Origin of the sequence: Achromobacter anxifer, assembly GCF_903652925.1 — a bacterium.
Taxonomy (GTDB): Bacteria; Pseudomonadota; Gammaproteobacteria; order Burkholderiales; family Burkholderiaceae_B; genus Achromobacter; species Achromobacter anxifer.
The window spans coordinates 282,237-304,357 of record NZ_CAHLAR010000008.1 but is presented as its reverse complement, the minus strand read 5'-3'; the positions used below and the strand labels follow the sequence as shown (position 1 = coordinate 304,357).

The following is a 22,121-nucleotide window of genomic DNA, read 5'->3' as shown; positions in this document are numbered from 1 at the left end:
AAGGCCGCCGCGCCTGCCGCGCCCGCGAAAACGCCGACGCCAGCAGCGCCGTCGCGGCCCGCGCGCCAGGCGCCGGCCTCCGTCGCCCGCCAGCCCGGCGAAAAGCCGCTGGCCTCGCCGGCAGTGCGCAAGCGCGCCTGGGACCTGGGCATCGAACTGCGCTACGTGCACGGCAGCGGCCCGGCCGGCCGCATCCTGCACGAGGACCTGGACGCCTACCTGCAAGGGCAGGGCGCAGGGAACCAGGCCCGCGGCGGCGTGGCCTATTCCGAGCGCAACGATGAGGAAAACGTGCCGGTCATCGGCCTGCGCCGCAAGATCGCGCAGAAGATGGCCGAGTCCAAGCGCCGCATCCCGCACTTCAGCTACGTCGAGGAAATCGACGTGACCGAACTGGAGGAACTGCGCGCCAGCCTCAACCAGAAATGGGGGGCTTCGCGCGGCAAGCTCACGCTGCTGCCGCTTCTGGCGCGCGCCATGGTGGTGGCGCTGCGCGACTTTCCGCAGATCAATGCGCGCTATGACGACGAGGGCGGCGTGGTCACGCGCTATGGCGCGGTCCACATCGGCATCGCCACGCAAAGCGACGGCGGATTGATGGTGCCGGTCATGCGCCACGCCGAGGCGCGCGACCTCTGGTCCATGGCGGCCGAGATCGTCCGGCTGGCCGAGGCGGTGCGCACGGGCACGGCCAGCCGCGACGAGCTGTCGGGTTCGACCATCACCATCACCAGCCTGGGCCCCTTGGGCGGCATCGTCACCACGCCGGTGATCAACCATCCCGAGGTCGGCATCGTGGGCGTGAACCGCATTGTCGAGCGCCCGGCGATCCGCAATGGCGCCGTGGTGGCGCGCAAGCTGATGAACCTGTCGTCGTCCTTCGACCACCGCGTGGTAGACGGCATGGACGCGGCGCGCTTCATCCAGGCGGTGCGCGCGCTGCTGGAACAACCCGCGCTGCTTTTCGTGGAGTAAGCATGAGCCAGATCACTAAGACTACGACCTTGCTGGTGATCGGCGGCGGCCCCGGCGGCTACGTGGCCGCCATCCGCGCCGGCCAGCTGGGCGTGCCGACCATCCTGGTGGAAGGCGCGCAGCTGGGCGGCACCTGCCTGAACATCGGCTGCATTCCGTCCAAGGCGCTGATCCACGCCGCCGAGGAATTCGACAAGGCGCGGCATTACGCCGGCAAGTCGGCGCTGGGCATTTCCGTGTCGGCGCCCGCCATCGACCTGGCCCAGACCGTGGCCTGGAAGGACGGCATCGTCGGCAAGCTGACGGGCGGCGTGGCCGCGCTGCTGAAGAAGAACGGCGTGGAAGTGGTGCGCGGCTGGGCCCGGCTGCTGGACGGCAAGACGGTGGAAGTGGACGCCGGCGAGTCCGGCGCCATCCGCATCCAGTGCGAGCACCTGCTGCTGGCGGCGGGCTCGGAGCCCACGCCGCTGCCGTCCATGCCCTTCGGCGGCATGGTGGTGTCGTCCACCGAGGCGCTGTCGCCCTCCAGCATTCCGAAGCAGCTGGTGGTGGTGGGCGGCGGCTACATCGGCCTGGAACTGGGCACCGTGTACCGCAAGCTGGGCGCCGAGGTGGCCGTGGTGGAGGCGCAGGACCGCATCCTGCCGACCTACGACGCCGAACTTACCAAGCCCGTGGCCGCCGCGCTGGCGAAAATGGGCGTGGCCCTGCATCTGGGCCGCAAGGTGCTGGGCCTGAACGGCGCCGGCAACGCGGTGCGGGTGCAGGATGCCGCCGGCGTCGAGAGCCTGCTGCCGGCCGACCGCGTGCTGATCGCGGTGGGACGGCGTCCGCGCACGCTGGACTGGGGGCTGGAAAGCCTGCAGCTGGACCGCAAGGGCAACGCGCTGCGCATCGACGACCAGTGCCGCACCTCCATGCGCGACGTGTGGGCCATCGGCGATATTGCCGGCGAGCCCATGCTGGCGCATCGCGCCATGGCGCAGGGCGAGATGGTGGCCGAGCTGGTGGCGGGCAAGCGCCGCCACTTCCAGCCCGCGGCCATTCCGGCGGTCTGCTTCACCGATCCCGAGGTCGTGGTGGCGGGCTTGTCGCCCGCCGACGTGGAAAGCGCGGGGCTGGACTGCCTGACCGCATCCTTCCCGTTCGCCGCCAACGGCCGGGCGATGACGCTGGAATCCACCGACGGCTTCGTGCGCGTGGTGGCGCGCCGCGACAATCACCTGATCCTGGGCTGGCAGGCGGTGGGACGCGGCGTGTCGGAACTGTCGGCGGCCTTCGGCCAGTCGCTGGAAATGGGCGCGACGCTGGAAGACGTGGCGGGCACCATCCATGCCCATCCGACCCTGGGCGAAGCCGTGCAGGAAGCGGCGCTCAAGGCGCTGGGCCACGCGCTGCACATCTGAGGAGCCCGCGGGCAGGGCGCCGCGTTCGCGCGGCGGTCCAGCCCGACGCGGCGCCCAGCCTGGCCCTTAGCGGCTACCGTCCACGTACGGCCGGGCCTGCAGGATCAGGATCTTGTCGCCCACCGCGGCCCACTCGATGTCCTGGTCCGCGCCGCCCAGGCGCTGCTTGACCTGGCCGCCGACCGCGGCCAGCCGGGCCACCAGCTCGTCGTTCAGGACCTGGCGCGCGCCTTCGATCGGCACTTCGCGCACGCCGCCCGCGGCGTCCGGCACCAGTTGGGTGTCCTCCGCGGACCGGGTCAGCACCTGGACCGCCTTGGACCAGCTGGAATACATCACCTGTTCGGCCTGGCGCTTGCCCTCGACCACCTTTATGCCCAGGCCGCGCTTGGCCGAGATGTAGGTGACGTAGCGGCGGCTGGCGTCGAAGGGATCGCGCGTGATCATCACGCCGGAACTGTCGGAAGGCGCCGCCTGCTGCACCAGCACCGCCATCACCACGGCGTCATTGCCGATGCCGGCCGCGCGCCGCGCCTCATAGGCTTCGAAGTTGTAGACCGAGGCCCACACCGTCTGCACCGCCTGCGCCAGCGCATCGGCCTGCGTCACGTTGGGCACGGTGGTGTAGAGGCCGGCGCCGCTGAAGCCCGGCAGGTCCTCGGAATTGGACGAGCTGCGCACGAACACGCCGCGCCCCTGCAACTGCTTCTGCCAGCGTTCGCGCCAGGCGGCGGCCAGCGCCGGATCGGGCTGCGCCTGGACGATGTCCTGGCGCAGCGCGGCCAGCTCGGCGCGGCGCACGTTGGCATCGCCGGCGAAGTCCGGCCGTTGTTCCAGCGCGGCGACGCGTTCCGCCACATGCAGCTGCGCCATGAAGGCCGCGTACTGCGCGAAGGGGATGCAGAAACCGTCCGGCACGGTGGCGGCGGGCGGCAGGGCGGATTTCAGCGCGCCCAGGTTGGCCGCCTTGACGCCGCAATGGCGGCTGTCGCGCGTGGCCATGCCGGAGAGCGGCTTGATCGTCTGGACCGTCAGGTCGGGCTTGGGCAGCTGCCGGGCGGCGGGCTTGGGCGCCGGCGCGGCCTCGGGCTTGGCGATGCGCCGCAGCTGGTAGCCGCTGCTGGTGACGGTCAGCTCGACCCATTGGCCGTCGTGCTCGCGCAGCGCCGCCACGGCGTCGCGCACATAGGCATTGGGGATGCGCCAGCCCTTGGCCAGCAGGTTGACGTGGGACAGCAGGGTGGACGGCCGTTGCGTGACCAGGCCGGCCACGGGCGGCAGCGCCACCGGCACTTCGTCCAGCACCAGGATGTCGGTCGGCGCGATGTCCGGCGTGTCGTCCACCGACTTCACGATGCGCAGGCGGCCCTGCGCGGCGCCGGTGTTCAGGGGCAGGAAGGTCTGTTCGCGCAGCAGCGATTCCTGCGTCACGGCGTCCAGGCCCGCGCTTTTCGCGACCTGTTCGTGCAGGGTGGAATTGGCCTTGAAGCGCACCGGCTCATAGAAGCTGGCCTGCACTTTCTGTTGGGTCAGCTGCAGCAGTTCCGGCGTGAGCCGGTCGCCTTCCCAGAATTCATAGGTATAGCCGGGCAGGTCGCGCTGCCAGCTCAGGGTGCCGAACAGCAGGCGCCGTTGCGGATCCTTGTACTGCGCGATCAGCGTGGCCTTGTCGCCGGCGGGCAGCAGGCGGCGTTCGCGCGCAAAGTTCTCGTGCAGCGAATAGCGTGGCGTATTCAGGTAATAGATCCGGTCGCCTTGCTGCCGGTCGATCACGAACAGCACGTGCGGGATCTCCAGCGGCGTGCCGGGGTTGTAGACCCGCGCCAGTTGCTGGAACTCGGCCTGGTTGGCGATCTGGTTCAGGAAGGCGGGACCGCCGCGCTTGGCATCGTCCGTCGGCTGTACCACCAGCTCATCGGGACGCAGGGGGCGCGACATGTTCTCGTAGGGGGAGGGCTTGCGCGCCGTCTGCGCCTGGGCCGCGGGGCCGGCGGCGGCCAGCAGGCCAAGCGCGGCCAGGACGGCCAGGCCGCTCAGGCGGCGGGAGACAGGGCGGCGGGGCGCGGACGATGGAGTCATGGACGGGCAGAGGGGACGCAACGAGCCGCGATGATATCGGAGCCGCAACGGGATGCGCCGCGCGGGTTGTTTCCGGATGTGGCCAACCATGCAATTACTTTGCCGCCGGCACGCAAAATACCCAATTTCAGTGATATCCGGACGGCGGCTAATCCGATCTAATCCGTTCCTGGCCTAGAGCCACGCCGGCGCCACGAGAATCCGGTCATCTTGCACGCCTTGATGGCAGCGGTTTTCGTAGGGCCTTTTCAAAGGGGTAGCGACAGCTGCCCCTTTTTTTCTGGAGCCGGCTCGCCGCGCGGCATGGGTTCCACGTCCAGTCCTGCTCGGGAAACTCCCTATCCGTCGAACGCGTTCCGCTTGTTGACAGCCGCCGCCCGCGATTCGATACTGAATCAAGTACGTATACGTACAAATTTATCTAGGCGCCGCCCTCCGCGGCCACGATCGAAATCGGGTTCCCACCGCGCTCGCAAAGGAGCAGGCAATGAAGAACGGCGAAATTCTTTCCGGATTCCTGGCTCCTCACCCGCCGCACCTGGTGTACGGCGAGAACCCGCCGCAGAACGAGCCGCGCTCGCGCGGCGGCTGGGAAAGCCTGCGCTGGGCGTACGACCATGTGCGCGAGAGCATCGAGCGCATGAAACCCGACGTGCTGCTGGTGCACTCGCCGCACTGGATCACCCAGGTCGGCCACCATTTCCTGGGCGTGCCGCGTCTGGCCGGCCGTTCGGTGGATCCGATCTTTCCCGACCTGTTCCGCTATGACTTCGGCATGGACGTGGACGTGGAGCTGGCCGAGGCCTGTTGCGAGGAAGGGCGCAAGCTGGGCCTGGTCACCAAGATGATGCGCAACCCCAAGTTCCGGGTGGACTACGGCACCATCACGACGCTGCACATGGTGCGTCCGCAATGGGACATTCCGGTGGTGGGACTGTCGGCCAACAACACGCCGTACTACCTCAACACCAAGGAAGGGCTCAGGGAAATGGACCTGCTGGGCCGGGCCACGCGCGAAGCCATACGCAAGAGCGGGCGGCGGGCGGTGCTGCTGGCCAGCAATACGCTGTCGCACTGGCATTTCCACGAGCAGCCGGAAGTGCCCGAAGACATGTCCAAGGAGCACCCGGCGCGCTACGACGGCTATCTGTGGGACATCCGCATGATCGAGCTGATGCGCAAGGGCAGGATGGGCGAGGTGTTCGATCTGCTGCCCCAGTTCATCGACGAAGCCTTCGCCGAGGTGAAGTCCGGCGCCTTCACCTGGATGCACGCGGCCATGGACTATCCGCAGCTGGCCGGCAAGTTCCATGGCTACGGCACGGTGATCGGCACCGGCAATGCGGTGATGGAATGGAATCTGCAGGAGGCCGGCCTGTCCCGCCTCGAAGCGCCTGCCGGCGCGGCAGCCTAGCCTGGCCAGGAGACATGCCATGACCCTCGTTTCCGCATTTCTCGTCCCCGGCAGCCCGCTGCCGCAACTGCGCGCCGACGTGGCGCCCTGGGGCCGGCTGAACCAGGCGTTGCGCGCCGCCGGCCGCGCGCTCGCGGCGTCAAGGCCCGACGTGGTGCTGGTGTATTCGACGCAATGGATGGCGGTGCTGGACCAGTTGTGGATCACCCGCGGCCGCAGCACGGGCCTGCACGTGGACGAGAACTGGCACGAGTACGGTGAACTGCCTTTCGACATCGCCAGCGACGCCAGCCTGGCGCAGGCCTGCATACAGGGCTGCCGCGAGGCCGGCATCCACGCGCGCGGCGTGGACTACGACCAGTTTCCCATCGACACCGGCACCATCACGGTCAGCACGCTGATGGGCTTCGGCACCGGCCAACTGCCCGTGACGCTGGCGGCCAACAACCTCTATCACGACAACGCGCAGACCGAGCAACTGAGCCGGATCGCCGTGCAAGCCGCGGCCGCGCAGAACAAGCGGGTGGCGGTCATCGGCATAGGGGGATTGTCCAACACCATGTTCCGCGAGCCGGTGGAGCCGGACTCGGACCATGTGACCGCGCCGGCCGACGACGAATGGAACCGCCGCATGCTGGCGCAGCTGGAAAGCGGCGACGCGGACCAGGTGCGCCAGCTCATTCCCGAGTTCGCCGGACAAGCCAAGGCGGAAATGGGCTTCAAGCACATGTCCTGGCTGCTGGGGGCCATGGGCGAGCGCTTCCGCGGAGCCAACGTCCTGGAGTATGCGCCGCTGTATGGCAGCGGCGGGGCGGTGGTGGAATTCAAGCTGGGCTGAAGTCAGGCAGCCCCGGCCAAAGCCAGCGGAATTTCTCGGGCTCCAACCGCGCGGCGCCACTTTGCGGGCCCCGACACATGCAGGTTGCCGCCATCGGCATCCACGGCGACGGTCACGGGCATGTCGGTGACTTCGAACTCGTGGATCGCTTCCATGCCCAGGTCCTCGAAGGCGACGACGCGGGCGCTGCGGATGGCGCGGGATACCAGATAGGCCGCGCCACCCACGGCGATCAGGTAGGCGGCCCGGTGGCGCCGGATCGCCTCGACCGCGTCCGGGCCGCGCTCGGCCTTGCCTATCATCGCGAGCAGGCCGGTGCGCTCCAGCATCATGTCGGTGTAGCCATCCATGCGGGTCGATGTGGTGGGGCCGGCAGGACCCACGGCTTCGTCGCGCACCGCGTCCACCGGACCCACGTAATAGATGGCGCGGCCGCGGAAATCGGCGGGCAGGGGTTCGCCCCGCGCCAGCATTTCCCGGATGCGCTGGTGGGCGGCATCGCGCCCGGTCAGCATGCGGCCGTTGAGCAGCAGCGTTTCCCCGGCGCGCCATGACGTGACTTCCTCGCGGGTGAGGGCATCGAGGTTCACGCGCCGGCCGGCCTTGGCGCCGCGCTCTGCGCCGAGGTCGGGCCAGAGATCCAGCGAGGGCGGTTCCAGGTGCGCGGGGCCGGATCCGTCCAGCACGAAGCGGGCATGGCGGGTGGCCGCGCAATTGGGAATCAGCGCGATGGGCTTGGCGGCCGCGTGCGTGGGATAGGTCTTGATCTTCACGTCCAGCACGGTGGTGAGGCCGCCCAGTCCCTGCGCGCCCACGCCCAGCGCGTTGACGCGCTCGTGCAGCTCCAGCCGCAGCGCGTCCCCGGGCGCCAGCGTTGCGCCGCGCCGCGCCCGGTCCTGCAAGTCGTGCATGTCCAGCGGCTGCATCAGGCTTTCCTTGGCCAGCATTACCGCCTTCTCGGCGGTGCCGCCCACGCCTATGCCCAGCATGCCGGGCGGACACCAGCCGGCACCCATGGCGGGTATCTGCGCCAGCACCCAGTCGACGATGCTGTCGGCCGGATTCAGCATCGCCAGCCTTGCCTTGTTTTCCGAGCCGCCGCCCTTGGCCGCCACCGTGACCGCCACGCTGGCGCCCGGCACGATCCGCATGCTGATGACGGCCGGCGTGTTGTCGCGGGTGTTGCCGCGCCCGAACAGCGGATCCGCCACCACCGAGGCCCGCAGCGGATTGTCCGGATCCAGGTAGGCGCGCCGCACGCCGGCATTGACCGCATCCTCCAGGCTGCCGTCGAAACCCTCCCAGCGCACGTCCATGCCGACCTCCAGGAACACGTTGACGATGCCCGTGTCCTGGCAGATCGGACGCCGGCCGATGGCCGCCATGCGCGAGCTGGCCAGGATTTGCGCCATGGCGTCGCGGGCCGGCGCGCTGGCCTCGCGTTCGTAGGCCCGAGCCAGGTGCGCGATGTAGTCGGCCGGGTGGTAATGGCTGATGTACTGCAGCGCGCTGGCGATGGATTCGATCAGGTCGTCCTGGCGGATGCGGGTGCTCATGGCGTGCGTGGTCCTCCAATGGGTGGAAAGGGGCGGGTTCACTCGGCGTGCAGCGTGATGCCGGGACGGTCCTTGACCAGACTTACCGCCACGAAGGACACCGCGGCCATGACGATGACGTAGACGCCGATGTGCCAGGACTGGCCGGTGGCCGTGATGATGGACTGCGCGATCATGGCGGCGAAGGCGCCGCCCAGGATGGAGCCCAGCGCGTAGCCTGCCGACACGCCCGAGTAGCGCACGTCCGCCGGGAACATCTCGGCGTACAGCGCGGCCTGGGGACCATAGGTCAGTCCCAGCGGCACCGACAGCACGGCCAGGGCGAAGGCGAACTGCGCGACGTCGCCGGAGTCGACGAAGGACCACATCGGCACCGCCCACAGCGCCAGCAGCACGTAACCCAGCTGGAAGGTGCGCACGCGGCCGATGCGGTCGCCCAGCCAGCCGCCCAGCAGCGTGGTGCCCAGCCAGCAGGCCGCCGCCAGCGTGCAGATCATCAGCACCTGCTGCGCCGGCATGTGCAGGGCGCGGCTGCCGTAGCTGATGAAGAAGCCCACCAGCAGATAGCCCGCCGTGCTGTTGCCCACGAAGATCAGCGTGGTCAGCAGGATCTGGCGCGGATGCTTGCGCAGCAAGGTGCCCAGCGGCGCCGAGGAATGGCTGCGGCGCGACTGCATCTGCAGGAACACCGGCGATTCCTCGACGGCGCGGCGGATGAAGACGCCGACGATGATGAGCGCGATGGACAGCAGGAAGGACACGCGCCAGCCCCAGGCCAGGAAGTTGTCGGCGCCGACCAGGGAGGTAATGCACCACAGCACGCCGGTGGCGACGATCATGCCCAGCGGCACGCCGATCTGCGGGAAGGCGCCGAACAGCGAGCGCCGGTCCTGCGGCGCGTGCTCGACCGCCATGAGCGCCGCGCCGCCCCATTCGCCGCCGGCCGAAAAGCCTTGCAGCACGCGCAGCGTCACCAGCATCACCGGCGCCCAGACGCCGATCTGCGCATAGGTGGGCAGCACGCCGATCAGCGCGGTGGAGACGCCCATCAGGATGAGCGTGGCCGCCAGCACCCGCTTGCGGCCGTAGCGGTCGCCCAGGTGACCGCAGATGATGGCGCCAAGGGGCCGGAAGAGAAAGGCCACGCCCACCGTCGCGAACGACAGGATCAGCGACAGCTCCGGGTTCTCCTGGGTGAAGGGCGCGAAGAACAGCGAGCCCAGCACCAGGCCGGCGGCCTGGACGTAGATGAAGTAGTCGTACCACTCGATGGCCGAGCCGACCAGCGTGGCGGCCAGCACCTTGCGGTCGTCGGCGCTGACCAGCGGGCCGGACTTGCGGGATGCGCCGGCGGGCGCGACGGCGGCGCCGTCGGCGGGGATTTCTGTCTGCATGTTTGTCTCCGTGGGGGATGCGGCGGTTCTGCTGAACAGGCCCTAGGCCGCGGCGCTTTGCGGCGCGTCGGGCTGGTTCTCAGGCCGGGCCGCGTCGAAGGCGGGCAGGCCGGAGCAGGCTTGCACGATGGCGCGGACCCGCCCGAAGGGCGCCAGGTCCGCGCCGTAGCGCAAGGCGTTGTAGACCTGGGGTATCAGGTAGCACTCGACCAGCGAGGGCGCGTCGCCCAGCGCATAGCCGCCGGGCTGCGCCTCGGGCAGCGCGGCCTCGAAGGCGTTGAAGCCCTCCGCGCACCAGTGGCGGTACCAGTCCTGGACCTGTTCGTCGTCCGCGCCGAACTGCGCGCGCAGCCGCTTGAGCGCGCGCAGGTTGTTGAGCGGATGCACTTCGCAGGCGATCAGCTGCGCCAGGGCGCGGGCCTGCGCCCGCAGGCCCGGATCGGCCGGCAGCAGCGGCGCGCCGGGACGGCGTTCCTCCAGGTACTCGATGATGGCCAGCGACTGCTGCAGGCGCAGGCCGTCGATTTCGAGCATGGGCACCAGGCCGAACGGCGCCAGCGAGCGGTAGGCGGGCTGCTGGTGTTCGCCCTTGACCATGTGCCAGTTGACCTGCCGGTACGGCAGGCCCTTCAAGGCCAGGGCGAGGCGGACCCGGTAGGCCGCCGAACTGCGCCAGTAGCTGTGCAGGATGAGGGGGGACGTGTCGGCCATGGCGCTCTCCGATCAGGCGGCGGCGGTTTCGGGCGAGCTGGCCGAGGCGGCGCGCGGCATGGGACGCGTGCCCGGAATCCGCACCTGCTGGTCGATGTCGCCGAACAGGCTGTGGCCGGCATCGTCGCGCATGCCGATGCGCACGCGGTCGCCGTGCTTGAGGAAGGGCGTGCGCATTTCGCCGTCGCGCAGTTTCTCGCGCACCCGCGCCTCGACCAGGCAGCACACGCCGGCGGCGTCGCTGGCGTTGGAGATCGTGCCGCTGCCGACCAGCGTGCCGGCGCCCAGGCGGCGCGTGCGGGCCGCGTGCGCGATCAGCTCGCCGAAGTGGAATTGCATTTCCTCGCCCGCCTGGGGCTGGCCGATCTGCCTGCCGTTGAGCCACACCTGCATGGCGCGGTGCAGCTTGCCGCCGCGCCAGTAGGGCGCCAGCTCGTCGGGCGTGACCAGCACGGGCGACAGGGCCGAAGCCGGCTTGCCTTGCAGGAAGCCGAAGCCCTTGGACAGCTCGGGCAAGACCACGTTGCGCAGGGTCACGTCGTTGACCAGGCCCAGCAGGACCACATGGTCCAGCGCCGAGTCCGCGTCCACGCCCAGCGGCACGTCGTCAGTTATCACCACGATCTCCGCTTCCAGGTCCACGCCCAGCTCCTCGCTGGCGGCGGTGATGTCCTCGCACGGGCCCATGAAGTCGTCGGACGCGCCCTGGTACATCAGCGGATCCGTCAGGAACGAGGGCGGCATTTCGCCGCCGCGGGCGCGCCGCGTCAGGTCCACGTGATTGAGGTAGGCCGAGGCGTCCAGCCACTGGTAGGCGCGCGGCAGGGGCGCGGCGCAGCGGGCCGGATCGAAGGGGTGGCTGGCGCCGTCGCCGGCGTTCAGGGCCTCGTACTCGGCTTGCAGCAGGGGCGCGGCGCGGGCCCAGTCGTCCAGCGCGGTCTGCAGGGTCGCGGCGATGTGCGGCACGGCGCGCATGCGCGTCAGGTCGCGGTTCACGACGGCCAGCGCGCCGTCGCGGGCGCCATTCGTCAGGGTGGCGAGTTTCATGTTCAGGTGCTCCGTAGCGGATGGGGAGGCCCTGCCGGGCCCATGGTGTGTGGGGCGTATGGAATCAGGCGGTGAGCTCGGCCCACATCTCGCGGTCGCGCTGGGCGGTCCAGACGCGCGGCTCGGCGATGCCGCTGGCTTCGTCGAAGGCGCGCGAGACGTCGAAGGGAATGGCGTGCTCGTAGATGACGACGTGGCCGAACTCCGGGTCCATCACGCGGCGCGTGTCTTCATAGACCTGCTTCAGGCCCTTGCCTTGCTCCACGCCCTGGCGCGCGCAGCCGTACAGGGTTTCGACCCAGCGCCGCGTGTAGCCGATGGCTTCGCGGCAGGCTTCTGGCGTGTTCAGCGCGGGGCCGCGGCCGGGCACCATCTGGCGCGGCTGCAGCGCCTGCAGCGCGTCCAGCGTGGCGGGCCAGTCGGCCAGATAGGCGTCGCCGGTGTAGACGCCCGCGTTGAACTCCACCAGGTCGCCCGAGAAACAGATGCCCTGGGAAGGAATCCAGACGATGGAATCGCCGCGGGTGTGGCCCGCGCCCAGGTGCATCATGCGCACTTCGAGATCGCCCAGGAATACGGTCAGCTCGCGCTCGAACACCACGGTGGGCCAGGTCAGTCCGGGGATGCCCTCGGCGGACTGGAACAGACGCGGGAAGCGGCCGATCTCCGAATCCATGTCGGCCTGGCCGCGCTCCACGATGAGTTCGTGGGTGCCGCGGCTGGCGAAGACGTTCACCGCGCCTTCGGCGGCGAAGGCCGAGGCGCCCAGCACTCGCACGGCGTGGTAGTGGGTCAGGGCCACGTGGCGGATGGGCTTGTCGGTGACGCCGCGGATGGCGCGTATCAGGCCCTGGGCCATGGCGGGGGTGGCGGTCGCGTCGACCACCATCACGCCGTCGTCGCCGATGATCACGCCCGAATTGGGATCGCCGTCGGCCACGTAGGCGTAGGCGTTCTCGGACAGGCGTTCGAAGGAGATTTTCTTTTCCGCCAGGTCGGCCTGGGAGGCGAAGGGTTTGCTCATGATGTTCCTAGTCTGGGTAAGTGATGGAGAGGCTCAGCCGGCGTGCGCTTCGCGGCGCTGCTGGCTGCTGGTGCCGGTGGCGCCGGGCAGCAGGCCGGCGGCCTTGTCGCGGCTCCAGGCGGCCAGTTCCTCGTGGGCGCTGCGGCGCTTGCGGGCCACGTAGTCGGCCACCGGCAGGCGCACGGTCAGTTCGAGCCGGATGCCGTTGGGGTCGAAGAAATAGATCGAGCGGATGAAGTGGTGGTCGGTCGGCCCCACCACCTCAACGCCGTGGGATTGCAGGCGCTGGCGCATCCGCTCCAGCTCGGCTTCGCCGCGGATCTCCATGGCGAAGTGGTTGACCCAGCGCGGCGTGGCGGGGTCGGGCAGGCTCTGGCCGTTGTCGCCCAGGTCGAAGAAGGCGATGTGCGAGTGGTCGGCGAACTCGAAGAACAGGTGCACGAAGGGGCAATGCTCGCCGGTGGAGGGCACGCGTTCCTCCTTGACCACGTGCACCAGCGGCAGGCCCAGGATGTCCTCGTAGAAATGCCGGGTTTCCTCGGCGTCGCGGCAGCGCCAGGCGAAGTGGTGCAGGCCCTGGATGGCAGGGGCTGGGGGTTGTTGCAGCGTCATGGCGCCGTCTCCTTGGTTCATGGAATGTTCAGGGCGGGCGCGCCCGGCTGGACCGCCAGGATTTCGTCCACCGCCGCCTGCACCCGGGCGGCGTCGTCCACGGCTTCGATGAGCAGCAGCGACAGCCGGGCCAGGCTGTCGCGCTGGTCCTCGGGGTCGGGCGTGTTGGTCAGCGCGATGAGGCGCTCTAGCAGGTCGTCAAGCTGTTGCTGGGATAGCGGCATGGCTGGCGCCTCCGGTCGATCGGTAGAGGCCGCGGGCCTCGGGCAGGGGTTCGGAACAGGCGCCCGCCGCATCCAGCGCCGCGGCGATCCACGCCTGCACGGCCGCGGGATCGTTCGTCTCGGGCGTGGCGGCCGCCATGACGTGCTGGTCGGGACGCAGCAGCCAGGCCTGGCCGTCCAGCGCCAGCCCGAGCTGATGCGCCAGGGCGGCGCGTCCGCGCTCGTCGCACAGCGGTCCGACGGCGACCCAGCGGACGAGGCCGGCGTCGTCCTGCGCGCTGGCCGGCAGCGCGTCGCCGAACACCAGTACGGTGAACCACGGGCCGAGCAATCCATGCAGGGTCAGGCCGTCGGCCTGGCGCAGCACCACGTTGGGCAGCGCGCGCCCGGCCAGCGCGTGCGGGCCGCGCGCCAACGCCGACGCCGGGTAGACGGCGGGCATGCACAGGCGGCCGGTGTTGATCATGCGGGCCGCGACCTCGTGCCGTGGCGCCAGCGCGATGATGGCGTCGCGCCACAGCGCGGCGGAGCGGGCCGCGCCCGGATAGACGAAGCGCGAGGAGCGGCGCGCCTGGCGGATGTTCTCCATCGCCGCGTGCTTGCGCTCCAGGCTGTAGCTGTCGAGCAGGGCGTCGCCCGCGCGGCCTTGCAGCAGCAGCGCCAGCTTCCAGCCCAGGTTGTCGGCGTCCTGGATGCCGCCGTTGCCGCCGCGCGCGCCGAACGGCGCGACCAGATGCGCCGAGTCGCCCGCGAACAGCACGTTGCCGTGGCGCAGGCTGTCCAGGCATTCGTGGCGGTAGGCCCAGACGCCATGCCAGGCGATGTCGAATTCCACGCGTTCGCCCAGCAGGTCCCAGACGCGCTGGCGCATGGCCGCGTCGGTGGCGGCCGCGGCCGGGTCCTCGTCCGGACGCAGCTGGAAGTCCAGGCGCCAGGTGTCGTCGGCCATCTTGTGGCGCCAGACGGCGCGGCCGTGGTTGCTGCGGGCGTCCAGCCAGGTCCAGCGTTCTTCCGGCCAGGTCGTGTCGCGCAGCACGATGTCGATGATGATCCAGCGGTCCTCGGTCTGGTCGTACACGCGTGGGCTCAGGCCCATCATGCCGCGCACCGCGCTCTTGGCGCCGTCGCAGGCGACCACCCATTGCGCGCGGCAGGCGTAGGCGCCGTCGGGCGTTTCCACCTGCAGGGTCGCGGGGCCGCTGGCCTGCGTTTCGATTCCGGCGACGCGGTTCAGCCAGCGCAGCTCGGCCAGCGGTTCGCGCATCAGCGCGTCGACCAGGAAGGCCTCCAGGTAGTACTGCTGCAGGTTGACGAAGCCGTTGTGGCGCATGTCGGGCTGGTCCTGCAAGGAGAAGGAGGCCACCGCCATGTCGCGGCACAGCACGCGGCCCACGTTCCAGCGCACGCCCTTGCCGACCACGGCATCGGCCATTCCCAGGCGATCGAAGATGTCCAGCGTGCGCTGCGCCCAGACCATGCCGCGCGAGGCCAGGCCGCGCACGCCGACGGTGTTGTCGTCGTCCAGCACGACTACTGGGATGCCGCGCCGCACCAGATCCAGGGCCAGCGTCAGGCCGGTCAATCCGGCCCCCACGACGGCTACCGGGTGCGGATCGCGGCGGGGACGGTCCATTTCCTCGGGCCGGATGTACGGGTAGATGGGAAGCTCTTTCATCGTTTTCCCTAGTTCGATGTGGTTTGTTGCAGGCACCACTCTAGGAGCGCGTCACGAGCCCGTCATGTCCTCACGGAAGAGGACACCGCGGCGGCGGAGGATGACTTTAGAATCGGGAAAACACGCGCAAGCGGGGGAAAACGACACCATGGAAGAGACAAGCAACCCTATGCCCGCGGGCGGGGGACCGGACCGTTGGGCCGAGTCCGCCGTCATGGACCTGGGCGGTCCGATGTTCCATGCCGCGCTGCTGCTGGCGCTGCGCGAAACCGTCGCCGCCGACCACGTGTCGCACGTGTTCTACGGCCACGAGGGCCTGGTGCAGTATTCGTCGGCGGCCAGCCTGCTGAACCAGTCCCTGATCGAATGGACCACCAACGTGTTCGTGGACAACGAGTTCTACCGGCGCGACCCCAATTACGGCCTGCTGCGCGACATGGCCTGCCGGCCCGGCCAGCATCCGGACCTGGTGGTGCAGACGGCATCGCCCGAGCGCATCGCGGACGACGAATACCGGCGCCTGCTGTTCGAACGTCCGGGCTTCGCCAGCAAAATCTCGCTCATCGGTTGCCGCGACGAGGGCACCAGCTACCTGAACCTGTACTTTTCGCGCACGCATTCTCCGAACGCGGCCGAACTGCTGCGCGGGCGCGCGCCCCTGCTGATCGCGCTGGCGCGGCGCCACCACCAGCTGTGCCGCGCGGAAACGGACGCGCCGCGCGCGCCGTCCTGGTGCAGCGGCCTGTCGCTGCGCGAGATCCAGGTGGCGGACCTGCTGCGCCAGGGGCATACGGCCAAGGAAGTCGGGCGCGAGCTGGGCTTGTCGCCCACCACCGTGGTCACCTACAAGAACCGCATCTTCAAGAAGAACAATGTGGCCAGCCTGAAGGAATTCCTGATCAAGGCGCCGGCGGCATGCGCCGCGCCGGCCTGTGCGCCGCAGGCCGGCGTGCGTTGAGCATGGCCTGCGCGGCAGGGGTTGCCCGAAGCGGGGCGGCCGGTGCGCGCCGAAATCGTTTGCGGTGATCGGGATCAGGCCGCCGGGCAAGCAGTTGTTGCCTAAGGTGGATGCGGTGGTGGAGATGTTGGGGGAGTCGCTGAAGATCGTTCAGGGACGATCGCCGCGTCGCTTGGTCTGAGAAAGATGCAGTCCGGCGCTGCGTTATCACGCCACCCTCTACGCTCACGGCAGGGAGGATAGCGGCTCGAATAAACACTTTTGTTTATTTATTCAACATTTTTGTTTATGCTCGATCTGGCCGTGACCATCGGTCATGAAATACAGCGAATTCAAGAGGTGGCTGGAACGACAAGGAGCAGTGTTCGTACCGCACAAATCGGGAAGCAGCCATTACCGCGTTACCTTGAACGGCATAACCACGATCTTTCCCCATCACGGCTCCAAGGAAATGGGCAAGCATCTGGAAAGTGAAATCAAGAAGCAGCTTGGGTTGAAATGACGCTGCTATCCCGCGCCGCGGATGCGCGTCATGCCGGTATTTCCTGGCTGGCATATTCATCTAACGGGAGGCCTGAATGCTGACCTATCCCTATACCCTGACTCGCGACACCAACGACACCTGGCTGGTTCGCTTTCCCGATATTCCCGAAGCGCTCACCGTGGGGCACGACGCCGAGGAAGCGGCGGTCAACGCCGAAGAGGCGCTCGAGGCTGCGTTGGAGATTTACTTCGAGGCGCGCCGCCCGATTCCCATGCCGTCTGAACCTGCCAAGGGCCAGGCATCGGTGACCTTGCCGGCCTTGGTCACCAGCAAGGTCTTTCTGTCGAACGAGATGATTCTTCAGGGCGTGCGCAAGGCGGAGTTGGCGCGGCGCATGGGCGTGCACATGCCGCAAGTGGATCGCCTGCTGAACGTGCGGCACGCATCCCGGATCGAGCAAGTCGAATCCGCGCTTGGGCAGCTGGGCCGCCGTCTGGACGTTTCGATCGCGTGAGACAGGCGGCTTCTGCCAGCCCCACGCTCCAATGAAAATCGGCCCCGATTTCTCGGGGCCGATGGTCTTGCATCAGAGGAACTCCGGCTTTATTCCGCCGTTTCCTGCAGCACGCGCTTGGCTTCCTCGGCCACGCGCTCGGGGGCGGTGCCGCCCACGTGCTTGCGGGCCGCGACGGAGCCTTCCAGGGTCAGTACCTGGTGCACGTCGTCGCCGATGCTGGCGTGGTAGGCCTTGAGTTCGTCCAGCGACAGGTCGGCCAGGTCGCAGCCGCGCTGTTCGCAGTCGCGGACCGCGTGGGCCACCACTTCGTGGGCGTCGCGGAAGGGCACGCCGCGCTTGACCAGGTAGTCGGCCAGGTCGGTGGCGGTGGCGAAGCCTTGCAGGGCGGCGGCGCGCATGTTGTCGGCCTTGACCTTGATGCCGCCGGCCATGTCCGCGAAGATCGTCAGCGTGTCGCGCACGGTGTCGACGGTGTCGAACAGGCCTTCCTTGTCTTCCTGGTTGTCCTTGTTATAGGCCAGGGGCTGGCCCTTCATCAGGGTCAGCAGGGCGACCAGGTGGCCGTTGACGCGGCCGGTCTTGCCGCGGGCCAGCTCGGGCACGTCGGGGTTCTTTTTCTGCGGCATGATCGAGCTGCCGGTGCAGAAGCGGTCGGCCAGGTCGATGAAGCCCACGCGCGGGCTCATCCAGAGCACCAGCTCTTCGGACAGGCGCGAGACGTGCGTCATGATCAGCGCGCCAGCGGCGCAGAATTCGATGGCGAAGTCGCGGTCGGACACGGCGTCCAGCGAATTGCGGCACACGCCGTCAAAGCCCAGGGTCTTGGCGACGCGTTCGCGGTCGATCGGGTAGGACGTGCCGGCCAGGGCGGCGGCGCCCAGCGGCAGGCGGTTGACGCGGCGGCGGCAGTCGGCCAGGCGCTCGGCGTCGCGGCCGAACATTTCGGCGTAGGCCATCAGGTGATGGCCGAAGGTGACGGGCTGGGCCACTTGCAGGTGAGTGAAGCCGGGCATGATGGTGCCGGCGTTGTCCAGCGCCACCGTGGCCAGGGCGCGGCGCAGCTGGCGCAGCAGGTCCAGCAGGTTGTCGATTTCGGCGCGCAGCCACAGGCGGATGTCGGTGGCGACCTGGTCGTTGCGCGAACGGCCGGTGTGCAGGCGCTTGCCCGCGTCGCCCACCAGTTCCACCAGGCGCTTCTCGATGTTCAGGTGCACGTCTTCGAGGTCGAGCAGCCACTGGAAGCTGCCGGCGTCGATTTCGGACAGGATCTGCGTCATGCCGCGCTGGATGTCGGCCAGGTCCTGGGCGCCGATGATGCCCTGGGCGGCCAGCATGTCCGCGTGCGCCAGCGAACCCTGGATGTCGTAGCGCGCCAGGCGCTTGTCGAAATCCACGGACGCCGTATAGCGCTTGACGAGTTCGGAAACCGGTTCGGAGAACCGGGCGGACCAGGCCTGCGCCTTGTTGGCGAACTGGTTTTGATCGGGGGAGGGAGTGTTTGCCATGATGGGCGGGATTATAAAGCCTGGCGCGGCGCCGGACGCCGGCCGCGGGCGGAGAGAACCATCCAGAAGGGCCTTTGTCGGATAATCCTGGATTAGTTTCAAGAACTTAGAGCAGGAATAGAGCCTATGCCCCTGGAATGGGAAGAACTGGTCACCCAATTGGACACCCATCTGCCGCGCGAGGCCTGGGCACAGACGCTGATCGGGATCGCCGCGCTGATCCTGACGGCGCTGTTCGTCCAGTGGGTCGTGGCGCGGGTCGTGCTGCTGCTGGCGCACCGCGTGCTGGTGCTGAGCGGCCGCGGCGACTGGGACAAGGCCCTGCAGCGCCGCCGCGCCTACCAGAACCTCTGGTACGCCGTGCCGTTCGCGGTGGTGTCGATGGGCATAGGCCTGGTGCCGCACGTCGAGCGGGCGGTGACCATCGTCGGCAGGCTGGCGCACGCCGGCGCCTGGATCTGCGTGTTCGTGGCGTTTTCCGGGGTGCTGAGCGCCTGGCAGGACACCTATTCGGCCACGACGCGCGCGCAAACCCGTTCCATCAAGGGCTACATCCAGATCGGCAAGCTGATCCTGATGGCGGTATGCACTGTTTTGGTGCTTTCCATCCTGATCGACCGTTCGCCGCTCTGGATGATCTCCGGCCTGGGCGCGCTGTCGGCCGTGCTGCTGCTGGTATTCAAGGACACGCTGCTGTCGCTGGTGGCCAGCACCCAGCTGACCAGCAATGACATGCTGCGCATCGGCGACTGGATCGAGATGCCGCAGTCCAACGCCGACGGCTTCGTCAAGGACATCGCCCTGCACACGGTCAAGGTGCAGAACTGGGACAACACCGTCACCACGGTGCCGACCTACAAGCTGTTCTCGGAAAGCTACCGCAACTACCGCCACATGTTCGAGTCGGGCGGCCGGCGCATCAAGCGCACGATCCGCATCGACGCCGCCAGCGTGCGTTTCCTGAACGAGGATGAAGCGCAGCGGCTGATGCGGTTCCGCCTGCTGCACGACTACCTGCAGGCCAAGACCCACGACATCGCCCAGGCCAACCAGACCATGGGCGAGCTGGCCAGCGTGCCGGCCAACCGCCGCCGCCTGACCAATATCGGCACCTTGCGGGCCTATGCGCTGGCCTACCTGAAGCAGAATCCCGAGGTCCGCCAGGACATGGCGATGATGGTGCGCATGATGGAGCCCACGTCCGAGGGCATTCCGGTCGAGGTCTACTGCTTTACCGCGGTGACCGCCTGGGTGGAGTACGAACGCATCCAGGGCGACATCTTCGACCATCTGCTGGCCATCCTGCCCGAACTGGGCCTGCGCCTGTACCAGCAGCCGTCCGGCGCCGATATCGGCGCGATGGGCACGCATCTGCGCGAAGGCGCGCTGCAGGCCGCGCTGGCCGTCGAGGGCGGCCGCCCGGGCCTGGCCGCGCCGGCCGAGCGCGGGCTGACGGACGCCAAGATGCCGCGCTAGGGCCTGTTCACGCTAAATCGAGCCTTGCACAGGCCCTAGGCCGGCGCGATCCGGAATCCCTCAGTTGGCGCGGGGGCGCCAGGGGCCGATCCGCCGGCGGGGCGCGGGTGGCCCCGTGAGATAATCCAGGCGTTGAAATCCCTGGCGATAGACCCGATGTCGAACCCGTTCTTCAACCTGTATTCCCACGGCTTTGCCCGGGTGGCGGTCGGCGTGCCCGAATGCAGGGTCGCGGACCCCGCGTTCAATGCCGCGCAGACCATCGCGCTGGCGCAGCAGGCCGCCCAGGGCGGCGCGGTGCTGGCGGCGTTCCCCGAGCTGGGCCTGTCCGCCTATACCTGCGACGACCTGTTCCACCAGAAAGCCCTGCTGGACGAATGCGAGGCCGCGCTTGCCCAGGTGGTGGCGGCGACGGCCGAGATGGACATCGCCGTGATCGTCGGCGCGCCGCTGCGCGTGGCCCACCAGCTGTTCAATTGCGCCGTGGTCGCCGCCGCCGGCCGGGTGCTGGGCGTGGTGCCCAAGAGCTACCTGCCCAACTACGGCGAATTCTACGAAGCGCGCCAGTTCAGCGCCGGGGATTGCGCCGTGGCCGCCGAGATCAGCCTGCTGGGACAGACCGTGCCGTTCGGCTCGGAACTGCTGTTCCAGATGGAAAAGCTGCCGCTGTTCCAGTTCCACGTCGAAATCTGCGAGGACGTCTGGGTGCCCATCCCGCCGTCCTCCTTCGCCGCGCTGGCCGGCGCCACGGTGCTGGTGAACCTGTCGGCTTCCAACATCGTGGTGGGCAAGTCCGAATACCGCCACCAGCTGGTGGCGCAACAGTCGGCTCGCTGCCTGTCGGCCTATATGTACACCTCGGCCGGGCGGGGCGAGTCTTCCACCGACATGGCCTGGGACGGTCAGGCGCTGGTCTACGAAAACGGCGAATTGCTGGGCGAGTCCGAACGCTTCCTGGGCCATTCCCATCTGCTGTTCTCGGACGTGGACCTGGAACGCCTGTCGCGCGAGCGCATGCGCCAGACCACCTTCGGCCAGTCGGTCCGCCGCCACCAGGACGAGGTGCGCAAGTTCCGCAGCGTGATGGTTCCCGTGAATCCGCCGCTGGAGGATGCCGAGCTGCCGCTGGAGCGGCGCGTGGCGCGTTTCCCCTATGTGCCGGCCGATCCGCGGCGCCGCGACGCGCGCTGCAAGGAGGTCTACAACATCCAGGTCCAGGCGCTGACCCAGCGCCTGGCCGCCAGCGGCATGTCCAAGGTGGTCATCGGCATTTCCGGCGGATTGGACTCCACCCATGCGCTGCTGGTCTGCGCCGAGGCCATGGACGCCCTGGGGCTGCCGCGCTCGAACATCCTGGCCGTCACCATGCCGGGCTTCGCCACCAGCACGCGCACGCTGCAGCAGGCGCGCCGCCTGATGGCGGTGGTGGGCTGCACGGCCTCCGAGATCGACATCCGCCCCAGCTGCCTGCAGATGCTCAAGGACCTGGGCCATCCCTATGCGGACGGCAAGCCGGTCTACGACATCACCTTCGAGAACGTGCAGGCCGGCGAACGCACCAACCATCTGTTCCGCATCGCCAACTTCAACAACGGCATCGTCATCGGCACCGGCGACCTGAGCGAACTGGCGCTGGGCTGGTGCACCTACGGCGTGGGCGACCATATGTCGCACTACAGCGTCAACGCCAGCGTGCCCAAGACCCTCATCACGCACCTGGTGCGCTGGGTGGCCGAATCCGGCCGTCTGGGTGAAGAGGGCGCGCAAGTGCTGCTGGACGTGCTGGGCACCGACGTCAGCCCCGAACTGGTGCCGGGCGGCGCGGACGACAAGCCGGTGCAGAAGAGCGAGGATTCCATCGGCCCCTACGAGCTGCAGGATTTCAACCTGTACTACACGCTGCGCTATGGCTTCGCGCCCACCAAGGTCGCCTTCCTGGCGCTGGCCGCCTGGGGCGACCGCGAGACGGGCGCCTGGCCCGAGGGCGGGCACGTGGTCCGCAACCAGTACGGCCTGGCCGCCATCAAGCGCAACCTGAAGATCTTCCTGGACCGCTTCTTCCGGCTCAGCCAGTTCAAGCGCACCTGCGTGCCCAACGCGCCCAAGGTCGGCTCCGGCGGCTCGCTGTCGCCGCGCGGCGACTGGCGCGCGCCCAGCGATTCCGAATCGGTGGTGTGGCTGCGCGACGCCGAGCGCATTCCGGACGAAGCCTGACCGGGATTTCCC

19 protein-coding genes are annotated in these 22,121 nt (G+C 68.7%); 9 read left to right on the top strand and 10 right to left on the bottom strand.

Translation table 11 applies throughout. The features are described 5' to 3' along the window. Both HWY37_RS24660 and lpdA read left to right on the top strand, forming a co-directional pair. Nucleotides 1-975: dihydrolipoamide acetyltransferase family protein (locus tag HWY37_RS24660; protein ID WP_176090064.1), on the top strand; the 975-nt coding region annotated here is incomplete at its 5' end. A gap of 2 nt (nucleotides 976-977) precedes the next feature. Beyond that, nucleotides 978-2,381, top strand: coding sequence for a dihydrolipoyl dehydrogenase (gene lpdA, locus HWY37_RS24655; RefSeq protein WP_176090063.1), 1,404 nt, complete (start codon nucleotides 978-980; stop codon nucleotides 2,379-2,381). Nucleotides 2,382-2,447: 66 nt separating this feature from the next. Here lpdA and HWY37_RS24650 read toward each other — a convergent pair whose 3' ends face one another. Beyond that, nucleotides 2,448-4,460: a PEP/pyruvate-binding domain-containing protein gene (locus HWY37_RS24650; RefSeq protein ID WP_176090062.1), complete on the bottom strand. Its 2,013-nt coding sequence runs from the start codon at nucleotides 4,458-4,460 to the stop codon at nucleotides 2,448-2,450. Between the two features lie 487 nt (nucleotides 4,461-4,947). Here HWY37_RS24650 and cnbCb point away from each other — a divergent pair, with 487 nt between their 5' ends. After that, the gene (gene cnbCb, locus HWY37_RS24645) at nucleotides 4,948-5,874 is read left to right on the top strand and encodes a 2-aminophenol 1,6-dioxygenase subunit beta (protein ID WP_175211445.1); all 927 of its coding nucleotides are present in this window, start codon (nucleotides 4,948-4,950) and stop codon (nucleotides 5,872-5,874) included. 19 nt (nucleotides 5,875-5,893) lie between these two features. Then, nucleotides 5,894-6,712: a DODA-type extradiol aromatic ring-opening family dioxygenase gene (locus HWY37_RS24640; protein ID WP_176090061.1), complete on the top strand. Its 819-nt coding sequence runs from the start codon at nucleotides 5,894-5,896 to the stop codon at nucleotides 6,710-6,712. Nucleotides 6,713-6,714: 2 nt separating this feature from the next. On the opposite strand, the gene HWY37_RS24635 is transcribed toward HWY37_RS24640, so the two are convergent. From HWY37_RS24635 to HWY37_RS24600, 8 genes are all read right to left on the bottom strand, one after another. Continuing rightward, the gene (locus HWY37_RS24635) at nucleotides 6,715-8,268 is read right to left on the bottom strand and encodes a fumarate hydratase (protein ID WP_176090060.1); all 1,554 of its coding nucleotides are present in this window, start codon (nucleotides 8,266-8,268) and stop codon (nucleotides 6,715-6,717) included. A 38-nt stretch (nucleotides 8,269-8,306) separates the two neighbouring features. Next, entirely contained in the window at nucleotides 8,307-9,662 is a 1,356-nt protein-coding gene (locus tag HWY37_RS24630) for an MFS transporter (RefSeq protein ID WP_176090059.1), read from the bottom strand. Between the two features lie 42 nt (nucleotides 9,663-9,704). Continuing rightward, nucleotides 9,705-10,373 carry a maleylacetoacetate isomerase gene (gene maiA, locus HWY37_RS24625; protein ID WP_176090058.1) on the bottom strand — a complete coding sequence of 223 codons (669 nt, stop codon included), beginning with the start codon at nucleotides 10,371-10,373 and terminating at the stop codon, nucleotides 9,705-9,707. A 12-nt stretch (nucleotides 10,374-10,385) separates the two neighbouring features. Then, nucleotides 10,386-11,420, bottom strand: a complete 1,035-nt coding sequence (locus HWY37_RS24620) for a fumarylacetoacetate hydrolase family protein (protein ID WP_176090057.1) — start codon at nucleotides 11,418-11,420, stop codon at nucleotides 10,386-10,388. A 64-nt stretch (nucleotides 11,421-11,484) separates the two neighbouring features. Continuing rightward, nucleotides 11,485-12,444, bottom strand: a complete 960-nt coding sequence (locus HWY37_RS24615) for an MBL fold metallo-hydrolase (protein WP_176090056.1) — start codon at nucleotides 12,442-12,444, stop codon at nucleotides 11,485-11,487. A 33-nt stretch (nucleotides 12,445-12,477) separates the two neighbouring features. Further along, nucleotides 12,478-13,077 carry a VOC family protein gene (locus HWY37_RS24610; RefSeq protein ID WP_246302394.1) on the bottom strand — a complete coding sequence of 200 codons (600 nt, stop codon included), beginning with the start codon at nucleotides 13,075-13,077 and terminating at the stop codon, nucleotides 12,478-12,480. After that, on the bottom strand, nucleotides 13,074-13,280 hold the full coding sequence (locus HWY37_RS24605; protein WP_176090055.1) for a DUF2783 domain-containing protein: 207 nt from the start codon (nucleotides 13,278-13,280) through the stop codon (nucleotides 13,074-13,076). Before HWY37_RS24605 ends, HWY37_RS24610 begins: the two co-directional genes overlap by 4 nt. Next, a complete protein-coding gene (locus tag HWY37_RS24600) occupies nucleotides 13,255-14,955 on the bottom strand; it encodes an FAD-dependent oxidoreductase (protein ID WP_176090054.1) in 1,701 nt (566 codons plus the stop codon). Before HWY37_RS24600 ends, HWY37_RS24605 begins: the two co-directional genes overlap by 26 nt. Nucleotides 14,956-15,103: 148 nt before the next feature. Between HWY37_RS24600 and HWY37_RS24595 the strand changes: the two genes are divergently transcribed. The 3 genes from HWY37_RS24595 (at nucleotide 15,104) to HWY37_RS24585 (ending at nucleotide 16,911) form a co-directional block, all read left to right on the top strand. Continuing rightward, on the top strand, nucleotides 15,104-15,913 hold the full coding sequence (locus tag HWY37_RS24595; RefSeq protein WP_175211306.1) for a helix-turn-helix transcriptional regulator: 810 nt from the start codon (nucleotides 15,104-15,106) through the stop codon (nucleotides 15,911-15,913). Nucleotides 15,914-16,229: 316 nt separating this feature from the next. Next, nucleotides 16,230-16,415: a type II toxin-antitoxin system HicA family toxin gene (locus HWY37_RS24590; protein WP_175211304.1), complete on the top strand. Its 186-nt coding sequence runs from the start codon at nucleotides 16,230-16,232 to the stop codon at nucleotides 16,413-16,415. Nucleotides 16,416-16,491: 76 nt separating this feature from the next. Next, entirely contained in the window at nucleotides 16,492-16,911 is a 420-nt protein-coding gene (locus HWY37_RS24585; protein WP_175211302.1) for a type II toxin-antitoxin system HicB family antitoxin, read from the top strand. An 89-nt stretch (nucleotides 16,912-17,000) separates the two neighbouring features. On the opposite strand, the gene argH is transcribed toward HWY37_RS24585, so the two are convergent. After that, nucleotides 17,001-18,419, bottom strand: a complete 1,419-nt coding sequence (gene argH / locus HWY37_RS24580; RefSeq protein ID WP_175211300.1) for an argininosuccinate lyase — start codon at nucleotides 18,417-18,419, stop codon at nucleotides 17,001-17,003. 126 nt (nucleotides 18,420-18,545) lie between these two features. Between argH and HWY37_RS24575 the strand changes: the two genes are divergently transcribed. Beyond that, entirely contained in the window at nucleotides 18,546-19,895 is a 1,350-nt protein-coding gene (locus tag HWY37_RS24575; protein ID WP_175211298.1) for a mechanosensitive ion channel family protein, read from the top strand. Between the two features lie 156 nt (nucleotides 19,896-20,051). Beyond that, nucleotides 20,052-22,109, top strand: a complete 2,058-nt coding sequence (locus HWY37_RS24570) for an NAD(+) synthase (protein ID WP_176090053.1) — start codon at nucleotides 20,052-20,054, stop codon at nucleotides 22,107-22,109. Nucleotides 22,110-22,121: the final 12 nt, after the last annotated feature.